Source organism: Curtobacterium sp. MCLR17_036, from assembly GCF_003234445.2.
Taxonomy (GTDB): domain Bacteria; phylum Actinomycetota; class Actinomycetes; order Actinomycetales; family Microbacteriaceae; genus Curtobacterium.
Genome location: NZ_CP126269.1, coordinates 2,874,335 through 2,890,070, shown reverse-complemented (window position 1 = coordinate 2,890,070; position 15,736 = coordinate 2,874,335). Strand labels below are relative to the sequence as shown.

Annotated in this window: 10 protein-coding genes; 5 read left to right on the top strand and 5 right to left on the bottom strand. The window is 73.4% G+C overall.

The annotated features are described in order from the left end of the window. Positions 1-9: 9 nt before the first annotated feature. The 5 genes from hrpA to DEI99_RS13520 form a co-directional block, all read right to left on the bottom strand. A complete protein-coding gene (gene hrpA / locus DEI99_RS13540; protein ID WP_111042106.1) occupies positions 10-3,891 on the bottom strand; it encodes an ATP-dependent RNA helicase HrpA in 3,882 nt (1,293 codons plus the stop codon). 18 nt (positions 3,892-3,909) lie between these two features. Then, on the bottom strand, positions 3,910-5,742 hold the full coding sequence (locus DEI99_RS13535) for a thioredoxin domain-containing protein (RefSeq protein WP_111042083.1): 1,833 nt from the start codon (positions 5,740-5,742) through the stop codon (positions 3,910-3,912). Positions 5,743-5,832: 90 nt separating this feature from the next. Continuing rightward, entirely contained in the window at positions 5,833-6,378 is a 546-nt protein-coding gene (locus DEI99_RS13530; RefSeq protein ID WP_111042084.1) for a nucleoside/nucleotide kinase family protein, read from the bottom strand. A 2-nt stretch (positions 6,379-6,380) separates the two neighbouring features. Next, positions 6,381-7,448 (bottom strand): NAD-dependent epimerase/dehydratase family protein, encoded by a 1,068-nt coding sequence (locus tag DEI99_RS13525; RefSeq protein WP_111042085.1) that lies wholly within the window; start codon positions 7,446-7,448, stop codon positions 6,381-6,383. Positions 7,449-7,640: 192 nt separating this feature from the next. Then, positions 7,641-8,507 carry a sulfurtransferase gene (locus DEI99_RS13520; RefSeq protein ID WP_181434474.1) on the bottom strand — a complete coding sequence of 289 codons (867 nt, stop codon included), beginning with the start codon at positions 8,505-8,507 and terminating at the stop codon, positions 7,641-7,643. A gap of 179 nt (positions 8,508-8,686) precedes the next feature. Here DEI99_RS13520 and DEI99_RS13515 point away from each other — a divergent pair, with 179 nt between their 5' ends. The 5 genes from DEI99_RS13515 (at position 8,687) to DEI99_RS13495 (ending at position 15,664) form a co-directional block, all read left to right on the top strand. Beyond that, a complete protein-coding gene (locus DEI99_RS13515) occupies positions 8,687-9,742 on the top strand; it encodes a serine/threonine-protein kinase (protein ID WP_146247130.1) in 1,056 nt (351 codons plus the stop codon). An 81-nt stretch (positions 9,743-9,823) separates the two neighbouring features. Next, on the top strand, positions 9,824-10,000 hold the full coding sequence (locus DEI99_RS13510; protein WP_181434475.1) for a hypothetical protein: 177 nt from the start codon (positions 9,824-9,826) through the stop codon (positions 9,998-10,000). Between the two features lie 26 nt (positions 10,001-10,026). Beyond that, on the top strand, positions 10,027-11,430 hold the full coding sequence (locus DEI99_RS13505) for a nuclease-related domain-containing protein (protein ID WP_111042088.1): 1,404 nt from the start codon (positions 10,027-10,029) through the stop codon (positions 11,428-11,430). Further along, entirely contained in the window at positions 11,427-12,137 is a 711-nt protein-coding gene (locus tag DEI99_RS13500) for a hypothetical protein (protein WP_146247131.1), read from the top strand. Before DEI99_RS13505 ends, DEI99_RS13500 begins: the two co-directional genes overlap by 4 nt. Continuing rightward, positions 12,134-15,664: an AAA family ATPase gene (locus DEI99_RS13495; RefSeq protein WP_111042090.1), complete on the top strand. Its 3,531-nt coding sequence runs from the start codon at positions 12,134-12,136 to the stop codon at positions 15,662-15,664. The genes DEI99_RS13500 and DEI99_RS13495 overlap by 4 nt, the downstream gene beginning before the upstream one ends. The last annotated feature ends 72 nt before the right edge of the window (positions 15,665-15,736 follow it).

The following is a 15,736-nucleotide window of genomic DNA, read 5'->3' as shown; positions in this document are numbered from 1 at the left end:
CTAGCCTCGTCAGCGCGCCGCTGCCAGGGCCTTCGTGATCCGCTGCAACGAGACCGTCTCGGCGGTGCCGAGCTCCTGCGCGAACAGGCTCAGCCGGAACTCCTCGAGCATCCACCGGGCGTGCACGAGCTCCGGGTGGGCTCCGACGGCGGGTGGGAAGCTCCCACCGGCGTCGACGTACCGGTCGGTCGCGACGGTGACCTCGCGCATCCACGTCGCGTCGCGACCGGGGTTCTGCAGGAGCTTCTGGACGCGTGCCTCGACGCCCTGCAGGTACACCCGGACCCGCCGGAGCCGGTCGAGCCCCGCGTCCGAGACGAAGCCCGGGTACACGAGGCGTTCCACCTGCTGGCGCATGTCCGTCAGGGCGCCGAGCAGCGACATCGAGTTCGCCTGCTTGAGCGCGCGCTCCGCGGACCGCTGCGCGGCGAACACGGCGGCGAGCTCGGAGACGGCCGCGAACATCGTGTCGACGACCGTGGCGGACACGGCGTCACGGACGGCCTCGAACCCCGCCTTCGTGAACACCAGGCCGTCCGGGTGCGCGCGACGGATGCCGGCGTCCACCACGGCCGCGAGCACGTCGTCGAACAGCGCCGCCGTCGACGGGTACGGGCTCGCGGCGAGCGCGAGCTTCTCCTGCGCGGTCAGGTGCGACTGGATGTACGACACCGGCGAGGGCACCGCGAGCATCACGAGCCGCCGCACCCCGGCGGGCATCCGGACCTGGCGGTCCGCCGGGGTCGCGAGCAGCTGCACGCCGACCGTCGCCTTCGGCCCCGAGCCCTCCTCCACCAGCGCCGGGTAGGCGCGGATCACGCCGCCCGCCTGCTTCGTGTCGAGGGTCTGCGGCAGGTCGTCCGTCGGCCACGTGGTGAGACCGGAACGCTCCACCGTCCGACCGGCGGTGGCGTCGGCGACCTGCGCCGGGCCTCCCGATCGGTTCCGCCCACGTTCCTGCGTCGCCCGGGCGACGCTCTCCTGGGTGCGGTCCTTCAGCTTGGTCTGCAGTGCCGACAGGTCCTTGCCGGCCTCGACCCGACGGCCGCGTTCGTCGACGACCGCCCACGTGGGCAGCAGGTGTGCGGGGACCCGGCTCAGGTCGAAGTCCGACTCGGACACCGGCACGTAGGTCATCCGCTGGATGGCCTTGGCGAGGGTGGCGCGGAAGGACTCCGTCGGCTCGGTGGGGGCGTCGTCGGGCAGCTCGGCCACGATCTTCTCGGCCCAGTCCGCCGCGGGCACGACGTTCTTGCGGATCTGCTTCGGCAGCGACTTGATGAGCGCGGTGACGAGCTCCTTGCGCAGGCCGCGCACCTGCCAGTCGAAGCCCTCCTCGCGCATCCGGGGGAGCAGCGCGAGCGGCACCTGGACGCTGACCCCGTCGTCCTGGGCTCCCGGCTCGAAGCGGTACCGGATGGCGAGCCGCTGGTCGCCGCTCCGCCACTGGGTCGGGTACTCCTGCTGGTCCTGCGCGGCCTCGGCGGCGTCCTCGTCGAGCAGGTCGGACCGCTGCATCGTGAGCAGGTCCGGCTGGTCGCGTCGCGCCTGACGCCACCAGCCCTCGAAGGCGCGGGTGGTCGCGACGTCGGCGGGGACGCGGGCGTCGTAGAACTCGTAGACGTTCTCGTCGTCGAGCAGGATGTCGCGGCGCCGGGTGCGCTCCTCGAGCTGCTCGAGTTCCTTGCGGAGCTTCCGGTTGGCGCGGTCGAACGCCTGCTGGGAGTCCCACTCGCCCTCGACCAGGGCGTGCCGGATGAAGAGCTCGCGGGAGTGCTCCGGGTCGATGCGGGCGTACTGCACCCGACGACGCTGCACGATGGGGACGCCGAACAGCGTCACCCGTTCGTACGCGACCGCGGCGCCCTGCTTCTTCTCCCAGTGGGGTTCGCCGTACGTGCGCTTCAGCAGGTCGCCGGCGAGGGGCTCGACCCACGCGGGGTCGATCCGACCGACGGTGCGGGCGAACAGCCGGCTGGTCTCGACGAGCTCGGCGGCCATCACGGCGTCCGGCTGCTTCTTCGCCAGCACGCTGCCCGGGAAGACCACGAAGCGGGTGTTCCGGGACCCGAGGTAGTCGCGCTTCTCACGGTCGCGCAGACCGATCTGGCTGAGCAGGCCGGACAACAGCGAACGGTGCACCGCATCGCCGTCGTCGGAGCGGGACTGCCCGACCCGGACGTCGACCTGCTTCGCGGCGCGGGAGAGCTGCCGGTACAGGTCCTGCCACTCGCGGATGCGCAGGTGGTTGAGGAACTCGGCCTTGCACAGGCGGCGGAAGGCGCTCGACGAGAGCTCCTCCTGCTTGTCCTCGATGTGGTTCCACAGGTTGAGCAGCGTGAGGAAGTCGCTGGTGGGGTCGGCGAAGCGGGCGTGCAGCTGGTCGGCGTGCGCACGCTTCTCGAGGGGACGCTCGCGCGGGTCCTGGATGCTCAGGGCACTGACGACCGCGATGACCTCGCGGCCGACCCCCTGGCGCCCGGCCTCGAGCACCATCCGTCCGAGCCGGGGGTCGATCGGCAGACGTGTCAGCTGCCGGCCGGACTTCGTGATCCGACCGTCGGTGTCGACGGCGCGGAGCTCGCGGAGCAGGTCGAGGCCGTCCTTCACACCGCGGGAGTCCGGCGGCTGCAGGAAGGGGAACGACTCGATGTCGCCGAAGCCCAGGGAGATCATCTGCAGGATCACCGCGGCGAGGTTCGTGCGGAGGATCTCCGGGTCCGTGTACTCGGGCCGGCGGCCGAAGTCGTCCTCGGAGTAGAGCCGGATCGCGATGCCGTCGCTCGTGCGCCCGGCACGCCCGGACCGCTGGTTCGCGCTCGCCTGGCTGATCGCCTCGATCGGCAGCCGCTGCACCTTCGCCCGCGGCGAGTACCGCGAGATGCGGGCCGTGCCGGTGTCGACGACGTACTTGATGCCGGGGACCGTCAGGCTCGTCTCCGCCACGTTGGTCGCCAGGACGACCCGACGGCGGACGCCCGGGGTGCTGCGGCGCTCGAACACCCGGTGCTGGTCGGCGGCGGACAGCCGGCCGTAGAGCGGCAGGACCTCGGTGCCCGGGTAGCGCTTGCCCTCGATGGCGTCCTGCGCGTCGCGGATCTCGTTCTCGCCGGACAGGAACACCAGGACGTCGCCGGGGGCCTCGCGATCCAGCTCGTCGAGCGCGTCCGTGATGCCCTGCATGACGTCGCGGTCGTCGGGCGTCCGGCCGCCGCCGCTGTCGTCGGTGCGGGGGTCGTCCTCGTCGTCGGAGCCACCGGAGCCACCGGAGCCGTCGGCGTCCTTCGGGTCCTCGGCGACGAGCGGCCGGTAGCGGACCTCGACCGGGTAGGTGCGGCCGGAGACCTCGATGATCGGGGCGCCGCCGAAGTGCTCCGAGAAGGACTGCGGGTCGATCGTCGCACTCGTGATGATGAGCTTGAGGTCAGGACGGCGGGGGAGCAGGCGCTTCAGGTACCCGAGCAGGAAGTCGATCGTCAGCGAGCGCTCGTGGGCCTCGTCGATGATGATCGTGTCGTAGCGCTCCAGGTCGCGGTCGAAGTGGATCTCGTTGAGCAGGATGCCGTCGGTCATCAGCTTCACCCGGGTGTTCGACGACACCTTGTCGGTGAACCGCACCTGGTAGCCCACGAGGTCGCCCAGCTCGCCGCCGAGCTCCTCGGACACCCGCTCGGCGATGGTGCGTGCGGCGATCCGGCGGGGCTGTGTGTGGCCGATGTGCTCGCGTCCGAGCTCGAGGCAGATCTTCGGCAGCTGGGTCGTCTTGCCGGACCCGGTGGCCCCGGCGACGATGACCACCTGGTTGTCGCGGATGGCGGCCGCGATGTCGTCCCGTCGCTGCGAGACCGGCAGCTCCGGCGGGTAGGTGATGACGAGCGGCGAGGAAGACATGAGCATTCCAGGATACCGTCACACGGTCTGCGCGGCGAGTTCCGTGACCGACCGGGCGGGCAGCGCGCACACGCGGTCGTGGCAGACGAAGGCCGCGGGGTCGAGCGACGCCCGCTCGTCGAACAGTGCGAAGCCCGCCGCCGACCAGTCGCTCGCCTGCTCCGGGGTCACCCGTGCGACGACGGTCCCCGGCCGGAGAGCGCCCCGGACGGCGTCGCGCAGCGGGTCGTGCGGGTCGGACGCGACGACGACGACCTCGCGCGACGGCCGCTGCAGCGCGAGGGCGACGCCGAGGGCATCGGCGTGGCCGAGTGGCCGTTCGGTCCCGGTCACGGCACGGTCGGCGACGAGACGGGTCGCGGCGACGCGGTACCCGTCGTCGCCGGTCAGTGCCGCGAGGGTCGCCGCAGCGGCGGCCAACGCCACCGTGCCGGACCGCACCGCGGTCTGCGGCTGCTCGCCGGTCGCGGTGCCCGCGGCCGCCAGGACGGGGTCCACGTCGAAGCGCCCCGCGACGCCGTCGTCCACCAGTGACCTCGCCGCGACGGCGAGTCCGGCGTCCCCGGTGACGAGGGCGAGTTCGAGCAGCCCCTCGGCCAGGAGCCCGACGTCCTCGACGGTCGGCGGCGCGACCGACGCCCCCCGCGAGGTGCTCGACCGGACGACGACGTGGCCGTCGCGGACGTGGGCCCGCAGGACGGCGTCGGCGGCACCGCGGGCGAGGTCGACCATCTCGTCGTCGCCGTGGCGGGCGCCGGCGATCGCGAGCCCCCGGATCGCCAGGCCGTTCCACCCGGTCAGGACCTGGTCGTCGAGGGGTGGGGGATCGAGCAGCGCGCGTTCGGCGAGCGGACGTCGGTACCACTCGCCCTCGACCCGCCGTCCGTCGATCGTCGACTCGCTGTCCTGCGCCGCGACGAACGCCCCGTCCTCGCGGCGCAGCGTGTCGCGGAGGAAGTCCGCGATGCCCCGGGCCTGCTCGGCACCGGCGACCGCGAGCAGCCCCGCGTTGTCGTACAGCATCCGCTCGTAGTGCGGCACGCTCCAGTCACGCCGGGTCGCGTACCGGAAGACACCGCCGTCGGCGTCGGTGAGCTCGGAACCGCGGATCGCCGCCAGCGACCGGTCGAGCAGCCCGGCGGCCTGGGCGTCGCCGTCGGCTGCCGCGTCGCCGAGGAACTCGAGCAGCGGTGCCCCGGGGAACTTCGGCGCGCCGCCGAAACCGCCGTACGTGGTGTCCTCGGAACGCAGGAGCTGGCCGGTGACGGCGCGGACCCGGTCGACGGACGGGAGGCGCGGGTCGCCCCCGGTGGGTCCGTCGCCGACCAGGGCGGCTGCGTCCGACTCGGCTCCCTGCCGGATCGCGGTCGCGATCGCCGCCGCGTTCGCGTCGACCTCGTGCCGGCGCTCCGTCCACGCGTCGAGCACCGCCGCCAGGATCTGCCGGAACGCCGGGACCTGGCCGACGGGGGTGGGCGGGTAGTAGGTGCCGGCGAAGAACACGTGCCCGTCGGGCGTCAGGAACGTGGTCAGCGGCCACCCGAGTTGCTGGGTGAACGCGCTCGCCGCGGCCATCAGGCTGGCGTCGACGTCGGGGTTCTCCTGCCGGTCGACCTTGACGGCGACGAAGTCGCGGCGGAGCAGCTCGCCGACCTCGGGGTCGGCGAAGCTCTCGCGAGCCATGACGTGGCACCAGTGGCAGGTGGCGTACCCGACGGAGACCAGGACGGGGACGTCGCGGCGGCGGGCCTCGGCGAAGGCGTCCGGCCCCCACTCGCGCCAGTCCACCGGGTTGTCGGCGTGCATCCGCAGGTACGGGCTGACCGAGGTGCCGAGTCGGTTGTCGTTCATGGCTCCCAGCGTGCCCCGTCCCGACTGGGTGGGTCGCCGTCTCGGAGGATCTGTGGACGGTTGCCGCCCGTCCACAGGGACCAGCGGGGATCAGGCGGGTAGCCACCCCGTGAGCGACGCGAGGTGCCGCGCGACCTGCTCGGGCGTCCGGCCGTCCGTGTCCACCCGGGTGACGGCGTCCGGGGTGGCCGTGTCGAGCCTCCTGGCCGTCCGCGTGCTGTGCGCGAGCTGCGCCGACGGGACCACGCCGCCGGACCGACGGCCCAGCCGCTCGGCGGCGACGTCGTCACCTGCCCGGAGCAGGACGGCGGTGACCACGGGGTCGTCGCCGACGGCGGCGGCCAGCCGGTCCTGTTCGAGCACGGACACCGTGTTCGTGAACACCAACCGGTGGTGCCCGAGGTCCCGGTACGCCGACCAGAGCAGGGCGAGGTTCCGCTCGGCGAGGCGGACCTCGGGGTGTGCGACGTGCGGCGCCGGGTGGGCGAGGTCGAGGACGTCGCCCTCGATCACCGCGTGGTGCACGTCGGCGCCGACGAGCAGGTCGTGCAGGGCCTCGGCCGCCGCCGACTTGCCGACACCCGAGCGCCCGCCGATGAACAGGACCTCGGGGCGGCCGGGCGCGACGTCGGCCACGGTCAGCCCAGGCCGAGGGAGAGCAGTGCGAGCGCGGCGTCCTCGGGGCCGTAGTCGAACATGCGGTCCCAGAACGGGTCGGCGGCCCACGGCACGTCGCTGCCCGCCGGGACCGCGTGGGCGGTCTCGACGAGCCAGTCGAGCTCCGGCAGGACGGCGGACGCGAACGTCGGCGGCTGCCACCCCGTGGCCCGGGCGGCGGTGGTGTCCAGGACGAACGGCGACGGCGACGACCACGGCGTGGTGCCGACGAACGCCGGCGCGTCCTGGTCGAGCAGGACCTCGTCGAACCGGTGGTCCAGGTGTGCGGCGATCGTCCGGACGATCTCGAGCGCGTTCGGGGCGGTGTCGTCCGCCACGTTGAGGATGCGGCGGTCCGGCGCGTCGGCGACCAGGCGGACGAGCGAGCCGATGCCGCTCGCGGCGGTCGTGTGGTCGACGCTGCGGCCGGCGTCGGCGAGCAGGACGCGCTCGCGGCCGTCGAGGACCCGGCGGACGACGAACCACTCCCGCGGTCGGCCGATGCCCACGCCGTACACCTTCGACGGACGCAGCACCGTCACCGGGGCGCCGTGGTCGAGCAGGACCTGCTCCGCGGCGACCTTCGCCGCACCGTAGCCGTCACGACTCGTCGGGTCGCCGTCACCCGCGGTCACCGTGGGCTGGAGCTCGGTGACGGCCCCGCCGAACACCGGCTTGTCGAGGGAGTTCGCGTGCCGGCCCTGCTCGTCGACGTAGACGGAGCGCGACGAGACGAACACCGAGGACCCGACGTCGTCGAGGAACGGCAGGAGCTGCACGGCGTCGTCACGGGTCAGGCCGACCGTGTCGACCACCAGGTCCGCTCCCGGGCGCAGCAGGTCGCGCAGGGTGCTCGTGTCGCGCCGGTCGCCCGCGGTGAAGGTCACGCCGCGTGCGGTCAGGGCGTCGGCGGCGGGGCCACCGCGTCGGGCGAGGACGTCGACCTGCCAGTCGTCACCGCCGCGGCCGGAGACGTCGAGGAGCTCACGCGCGACGGCCGAACCGATCCCGCCGGTACCGCCGAGGACGACCGCGCGTCTGCTGCTCATGTGCCCACGCTAGCCGTGCCGGGGCGGTCGCACGTGCCGGGTCTGCCGGGGCGGTCTCGTCGGGCGCCGGGCAGCGGTCGGCCGGGTCGGCCGGGTAGTCGCTCGGACGGGGCCGCCGTCGGCCCGGTCGGCTGCCGGGTCGGTCGGTCGGCCCGGTCGGCCGCCGGCCCGGTCGGCCCGCTCGCCGCCGGGTCAGGACGCGAGCGCCTCGGGCTCGTGCCGCCACCAGTCGGCCAGCGACCCGTCGTACACCCGCACCCGGTCGTGCCCCAGCACCGTCAGCGCGAGCGCGTCGACGCACGCGGCGCTGCCGACCCCGCAGTAGGTGACGATCTCGTCGTCGCCGATCACGTCGGCGAACGCTCGCGCCAGGGCGGACCCGCGCAGGTACGTGCCGGTGTCCGGGTCGAGCAGCGAGTCCGCCGCCACCGAGGTGCTGCCCGGCACGAGCGGCGGGTGGTCGTCGCCGAGCGCCGACGCGGGCGCCGCCAGGACCAGTGACGCGGGCTCGTCGCCGGACACGGCCCGCAGGACCCGGTCGCGGTCTGCCCAGAGCGGACGCTCCTGGCCCGCCAGGAACGCGCGGTGCGGCAGGGCGGAGTCCTCCGGGGAGGCGTGGAGGGCACCGACCCGCACCGGACGCCCCTCGTCACGCCACTTGGCGAACCCGCCGTCGAGGACCGCGACGGCGTCGAAGCCGAACGAGCGGAAGATCCACCAGAGCCGTGCGGACCACTCACCGCTCCCGTCGTCGTAGACCACGACGGTGGCGGTGTCGGTCACGCCGAGGGCTGCGGCCGCGGCCTCGAACCGGTCGGCGTCGGGTCGGGTGAAGGGGAGGTCGGCGTCCGGCGTCGAGAACGCCCGGATGAGGTCGGCGTACCGCGCTCCCGGTACGTGGCCACGCTGCTCGTGGGCGTCCCGCGCGCTGTGCCAGGTCGTCCCACGCCCGGCACCGTCCGTGTGCACCGAGGCGTCGAGCACGATGAGCTCGTCAGCACCGAGGTGGTCTGCGAGCCACTGCGTCGACACGAGCGGCGAGGTCAGGACGGGGGCCATGCCGCACACCATAACTCCGACCCCTGACGGCTGCGAGGGGAACGGACACACGGCGCAACGGTCGGGCCCCGACGAACCCGACGGCGTCGAGCACCGTCGTGGTCCCCCCTTCGGGTGCCAGCCGGACCGAGTCCGCCTCGGTATGTTGGTTCCCCGGATCACCGGGGGAGAGTCAGTACGTGAGCACGCGGGAACAGCAGGTCGGACCGGCGACCACGGAGGCGTTCGCAGACCGCCTGCAGCGGTTGCGACACACCGCCGGCGATCCCTCGTACGGCGACATCGCCGCACGGATCACCGCTCGCCGGCTCGCCGCCGGTACGCAGGAGGGGGCAGCGCGGATCGCGCGGTCCACGGTCTACGACGTCTTCCGCCCGGGACGCACCCGGCTGAACGCCGTGCTCGTCGGTGAGGTCGTCCGTGTCCTCGGCGTCGCGGACGGTGACGTCGAGGCGTGGGAGCGCGCGGCGCGCTCGCCGGTGGTCGCGGCAGACGGGGCGGCTCCGGCGACGTGGACCGCCGGACCCACGGTCGGTTCGGCTCCGGCCGCCCGTCCGGAGACCGACGAGCGGCCGATCGGGAGGCCCGGGGCGGCTCCGCGGACCGGCTCGGTCCCCACGGCGGTCGCGTCGGTCCGCCGCTGGTGGCCGACCGGGGCCGGTCACCGTCCCGACGCCGGTTCCCTCGCGCTGCTCGTCGCCGCTGCCGTCGGAATCGACCTCTTCGGTGCCAGCGTCTCGGGACAGTTCCACCTGCCGATCTGGCTCGACACGATCGGCACCGCCGTCGTCGCCCTCCGACTCGGCCCGTGGATCGGTGCCGGGGTCGGTGCCGGAGCGGTGCTCCTCAACCAGCTCGCGCACGGGCCCACCTCGTTCTGGTTCGCGCTCGTCGGCGCCGTGGCCGGGGTGCTCTGGGGAGTGGGCGTCCGGCAGTGGAGCCTGCAGCGGTCGCCGTGGCGGCTGCTCGTGCTCGGCCTCGTGGTGGCCGTCGGGTGCACCGCCGTGGCGACTCCGGTGACGGTGCTCGCGTACCAGGCCACCGTGACGCACGGCACCCAGGCGTACATCGACGTGTTGTCGGCGGCCGGGGACGGACCGTGGGCGGCGGTCGCCCTGGCGAACCTCGGGGCGTCCGTCGTCGACAAGGTCCTGACCACCTTCGCGGCGTTCGGGCTCCTCGTGCTGCTCGAGCGGCGGTCGGCGACCTCGACCGGGGCGCCCCTCACCGACTGACCGGTCGACCGCTGTCCGGGGTTGTCCGGAGAGCGGTCCGGACACCCGTCCGGACACGTCCGCACACCTACGGTCGGCGATGTGAACCAGCTCCTCTCCACGACGGCCTCGGTGGTCGCGCTCGTCGGCGGCATCGTGCTCTTCGTCGCGCTCTTCACGCCGCGGCGGTTCCGGGCACGACGGCCGGCACGCTTCGGGATCGGCTTCGGCCTGCTCGGGCTCTCCGCCGTCCTCTGGACCGTGGCGGGGCGGAGCTGACCGTGCGCTCGACGAGAGGAACGAAGATGAGCGGTCCGTTGGAGACCCGGCGGCGGAGGTACGCGCGCACCGCGGACGTCCTGGTCGCGGTGCTGACCATCCTGAACGGTCTGAGCTGGCTGGTCGGCGGTCTGACCTCGCCCGCGTGGTTCGCCGTGATCGTCGGCCTGGCGCTCGCGGGTCGGGTGGCGCGGGACTACTTCCGTCCCCGGTCGGGTGTGCTCGGCACCATCGTGTCGATCGCAGCGCTCGCGACCGCGGTGCTGGGTGGCATCGTCACAGCGTCGTCGGCACCGGTTGCCGGCCACGTGCTCCCGGTGCACCTGCTGTGGTCGCTCGCGGTCGTCGCCGCGACCATCGCCCGCCCTGCCCTCGCGTCGAGCATCCGTACCGGCGCAGCGGTGGACGCGGCCGACCTCGTGCGCGCCGCCGAGGAGCAACGGATCCGGTCCAACCGCGAACGCGAGCTCGACCACGTCGCCCGCGTGGAGCGCGACCGGAAGTGGGCGGCGCGGCCGTCGGGGGACGGCGAGCGCACCGGGTACGAACCGAGTGAGCTGGTGGACGTCGAGATCGGACCGAACCCGTGGATGTACGGAGACCCCGGTGCCGGTCTCGGCGGATCGGGGTTCGACGAGCGCGCGATCGAGCGCGGCAGGGAGGGCGAGGTCAACTTCGCCAGGGTCCTCGAGCAGCGCGGGCTGCTCGGACGCTTCGCCACGTTCTGGTCCGTGCACATGCCGGACGAGGGTGTCGGAGCGAGCAAGCAGCTCCAGACGGACATCGACTGCGTCGTGGTCACCGGGTCCTCGATCTGGCTCGTCGACGTGAAGAACTACGACCAGGGCGGCGTCCGGTGGACCGTCGAGCGCGAGGACGCGCAGGGCCGGTCCTCGGTACCGACGCTCATCGCGATCGACCTGCAGACCGAGGGGGCGGTCGGACACCCGCGCAAGATGTCGGGGAACATGAAGCTCGCCCGTGAGCGGTTCGACCGCAAGATGCGGAACCTCGGCATCCGGACGGCGTTGAAGCCGGTCGTCGTGATGATGCCACGGGACAACGGTCTCGGCCGGGTCCAGGACGTCTCGTGGCCGGGGGACGTCCCGGCGGCGGGGCTGCCGGACCTCCTGCGCTGGCTCGAGGACGAGCCGGACTTCGTCCCCTCGGACGAGAACGCGGAGCTCCTCGTCCCGATCCTGTCGGCGCTGCTCAAGGACGAGAGCGGCTCCGCGCCGACCCTCGGTGAGCGCCGCCTCCCGACGGCCACGGCCACACCGGCACGGGCGGTCGCGACCGCCCGTGCCACGGCCACGCAGCCGGCGACGGAGCCGAGCACGGCCGAGGACGACGGGTCGCGTCCCTGCTCCTCGTGCGGCGCGACCGTCACCGCGGACATCGGCTTCTGCGTGGCGTGCGGAGCGGCGTGACGACCTGGCTGCTCGAGGTCGAGGTCGACGACCTCCGGACCGCCCTCGCCCACGTCGCCCCGTTCGCATCGGCTGCGAACCCGTCACCGTGGGACCGCATCCGCCTGCACGTGCTGTTCGAGGGCGGCACGGCGGACCTGCACCTGCTCGCCGGATCGGACCGGGGCCTCGCCCACGGGGCGATCGCGCACGTGAGCGGACGGACACTCCGCCGACAGGACGACCGGGTGTTCTTCGGGACCGACCTGGCCCGTTCGGTCGGTGCGTCGTTGCCCGCGAGCGGTCTCGTGCAGATCGGGGTCGACCCGGGCGCGGTGTCCGTCCGCCACGTCGCGGGTGGAGCGACGGTCAGCACGTCGGCCGTCGCCGCGAACACCAGCGTCGGGTGCTTCCCGACAGGAGCGGGATGGACGACCGTCGTCCCGGCCGCACGCTGGACGAGGGGCCGTCGAGACGAGGTGTTCGAGGTGTTCGAGGACGACTACAGCACCGAGCTGGCCGACGCGGCTCCGGCCACGGTGGCGGTGCCGCCGGCGACCGTCCCGTCCACGGCGGCCACCGCGCCCGGAGCGCCGGCGCCGACGCCCGCCAAGGCCAGGCCCGTCGTCATGCCGTCCCTCCCCACGCCCGCGACCGACCCCGCACCGCGGCGGACGACCCTGCCGGGTCACCGGACGGGTCACCTGCGAGCGGACGGTCGACGGTGAGCGCCGGACGGCTCAGGGACGTCGAGCAGGTCCTGCGGCTGACGGTCGGTGCCCTCCGCCGCGCTGCCACCAGGACCGACGGGTTCCGCACCGCCGACGGCTCGGGCGTGCTGGACGGGCTGGGGCTGTGGGTCGACGAGGACACCCGTGTCCAGCTGATCGCGTCCGACGGCGTGCACGTCGCCCTCGAACCGGTCCTCGAGGCGGTCCCGCTCGTGACGACCTGGCTGACGTTGCCGCCGAGCTTCGTGCTCGAGCTCGCCGAGCACTTCGACGACGACGACGAGGTGTCCATCGGCCTCGGCTGGATCGACGACCGGCAACAGGTCGTCGTCACGGGACCCGGAGGCGAGCCGGTACTGCACCAGACGATGTGGACGTCGCCGCGTCTGCTGGAGCACCTCAAGGGCTCGTACGGGAGCTGGGGCGACGTCGACGGGCAGACGAGTCTCGCGACGGTCGACCGGAACACGTTCATGAAGACCCTCGTGACCGCGGAGGCCGTCGAGCCGTCCCCGATCGTCACCCTCGCCCTCGCGCCCGAACGCGTCCTCGTCCGGGGAGCCGCCGGCTTGCTCGGCGATCCCGTGGCGGGGGTCCTGGACGGCCGGCCCCGACGGCTGCACGTGCCCGTCGAACGGCTCCGTGCGGCGGTGCGTTTCGTCTGTTGGACCGCGGAGCACCGCTACGAGTCCGTGGCACTGCACGTCTCCGCCGACGGATCACAGGTGCGACTCTGGGGCACTGGTGCCGACGGTTCCTCGGACGGTCCCGAGTGCTTCGTGCGGACGAGCCCCGACGAGTCGGGAGCGTCGCTGCGTCGGTCCGCTCGCGACGAACAGGCAGCCGCCCGGGACGAGGCGGAGCCGGACGACGGGCTCGAGCTGCTCCCGCCGCTCCCGCCGGCACAGGGGCCCGAAGCCGTGGCCGCCGTGCTCGCAGAACTGGACGCGGTCGTCGGGCAGGCCCAGCTCAAGGCGCAGGTGCGCAACGTCGTGGCACAGGCGGAGCTCGTGCAGCTCCGCAGGGACAAGGGCCTGCACGGCGAGCTGACCGCGGGGCACCTGCTGTTCGTCGGGCCTCCGGGCACCGGGAAGACCACGATCGGTCGGCTCGTCGCGCGGCTCTACCACGCGCTCGGGTTCCTGCCCTCGGACACCCTCGTCGAGGTGGACCGTGCGGCGCTCGTCGCGGCGCACGTCGGTGGCACCGAGGAGCGGACGACCGCCGCGGTGGAGCGGGCGATGGGTGGCGTCCTGCTCGTGGACGAGGCGTACGCCCTCACCAGCGGCGGCGAGAACGACTTCGGCCGACAGGCGCTGGACACCCTGCTCAAGGCGCTCGAGGACCGCCGCGGGTCGTTCGTCTGCATCGCCGCTGGCTACCCGACCGAGATGGACGCCTTCACCGCGGCGAACCCGGGCATCGCCTCACGGTTCCCGCAGCGCATCGAGTTCACGCCGTACTCCGCGGACGAGCTCGTCGCGATCGCCGTGCAGATGGCGTCGGACTCCGGCGCCGTCCTGACCAGCGAGGCGGTCGACCGGCTCGGGCTCCGGCTCCGCGAAGCCGAGGTCTCCGGTCGCTTCGCAGAGCGCACGTGGGGCAACGCGAGGACGGTGCGGACCGTGGTCGACCGGGCGGCCACCGCTCGGGACGCCCGACTCAGCGCGCTGCTCGCCGGTGCGCCCGGACTCGGTGGCGACACCATCGACGGGGACGCCCTCGTCGAGATCCGGGAAGAGGACGTCGTCGTCGCGTGCGACGACCAGGGTGTCGGCCGTCTGTCGGCACCGACCGAGGACGTCGAGACCGTGCTCGCGGAACTGCGCGCCCAGATCGGGCAGGACCAGGTCGCGCGGCAGGTCGAGTCCCTCGTCGCGAACGCACGTGCCGCTCGAGCGGCTGCCGATCGCGACGGACGCGCGGCGGTGCCGGACATCCCCCACCTGCTCTTCACCGGTCCGCCCGGCACCGGCAAGACCACGATCGCCCGGCTCATCGCGCGCCTGTACCGGGCGCTGGGACTCCTGCCGGGCGGCACGGTCGTCGAGGTGGACCGCGGTGACCTCGTCGCCGGCTACGTGGGCCAGACCGCGACGAAGACGACCGAACGGATCGACGAGGCGATGGGCGGCGTCCTCTTCGTGGACGAGGCCTACGCGCTCACCGCCGGCGGCGACGCGTTCGGGCGTGAGGCGGTCGACACGCTGCTCAAGCGCATGGAGGACGACCGCGGTCGGTTCCTCGTCATCGCCGCCGGGTACCCGGAGCCGATGGCGGACTTCCTGCGGTCGAACCCCGGACTCGCCCGGCGCTTCCCGACCACGATCGAGTTCCGGTCGTACTCGGCCGAGCAACTCGCCGAGATCGCGACCTCGATGGCGGCGGCGAGGAACGAACGGTTCACGGAGGACGCCGCGCGAGCGCTCCGCGCGCGGCTGTCGGCTGCGGAACGCTCCGGTCTGTTCGCCCGTGCGGACTGGGGGAACGCCGGAGCCGTCCGCAACCTCGTCGACGAGGCGGTCCGCGTCCGCAACACCCGGGTGTTTGCCGACGGGACAGCCCCGACGGACGGCGTCGACCTCGACCAGATCGACGTGGCGGACGTCGAGGCGGCCTGCCGGTCGGTCCTGGCGGACGACGGTCCGGCCGTCGAGGCGGTGGAGGACGTCCTGGCGGAACTCGAGGCGCAGATAGGGCAGCCCGGGGTCAAGCGGCAGGTCGAGTCGCTCATGGCGGGCGTCCGCGCGCAGCAGGCTCGCACGGCTCGGGGCATGTCGACCGGGCAGGTCCTGGTCGAGCACCTCGTGTTCACCGGTCCGCCGGGGACCGGCAAGACCACGATCGCCCGGCTCCTCGCGCGGCTCTACCGTGCCCTCGGCGTGCTGCCGTCCGGTCACGTCGTCGAGGTCGACGCGGCGGGGCTGGTCGCCGGCTACGTCGGCCAGACGGCGACGAAGACCGAGGAACGCATCACCGAGGCGCGGGGCGGCGTGCTGTTCATCGACGAGGCCTACACGCTCGCCACCGACCGCGACCGGAGCTTCGGGCAGGAGGCGATCGACACGCTGCTCGCCCGCATGGAGAACGACCGCGGGGCCTTCATGGTGATCGTCGCCGGGTACCCGGACGAGATGGCAGGCTTCCTGCGCTCGAACCCCGGCTTGCCGTCACGGTTCACGCAGACCATCGCGTTCCGCCCGTACTCGGCGGCGGACCTCGTCGGGATCGCGGAGCACATGGCGGTCGCGGCGCACGAACAGTTCACCGAGGACGCTCGCGAGCTGCTGGTGCGCCGTCTGACGGCGGCGGAGGACACCGGCCGGTTCTCGGACCGGGAGTGGGGCAACGGTCGAGCGGTGCGGAACATCCTCGACGACGCCGTCCGTGCCCGGGACCTGCGGTTGTTCGCGGACCCGTCGTCCGAGCCGTCGGCAGAGGAGATGGTGATCATCGAGGCCGTGGACGTGACGGTCGCCGCCGACGCTGCTGCGCTGCCCGCCGGGGTGTCAGCAGTGTCCTGACCGAGCGGGCGAGCGGGCGAGCGGGCGAGCGGGGGAGCGGGCAGCGTCCTGCGCTGGCCTCGGGGCGCGCGG

Excerpts from the sequence above, each read along its gene's own strand:
- hrpA (WP_111042106.1), bottom strand. The coding sequence starts at position 3,891 with ATGTCTTCCTCGCCGCTCGTCATCACCTACCCGCCGGAGCTGCCGGTC.
- DEI99_RS13535 (WP_111042083.1), bottom strand. The coding sequence starts at position 5,742 with ATGAACGACAACCGACTCGGCACCTCGGTCAGCCCGTACCTGCGGATG.
- DEI99_RS13525 (WP_111042085.1), bottom strand. The coding sequence starts at position 7,448 with ATGAGCAGCAGACGCGCGGTCGTCCTCGGCGGTACCGGCGGGATCGGT.
- DEI99_RS13520 (WP_181434474.1), bottom strand. The coding sequence starts at position 8,507 with ATGGCCCCCGTCCTGACCTCGCCGCTCGTGTCGACGCAGTGGCTCGCA.
- DEI99_RS13505 (WP_111042088.1), top strand. The coding sequence starts at position 10,027 with ATGAGCGGTCCGTTGGAGACCCGGCGGCGGAGGTACGCGCGCACCGCG.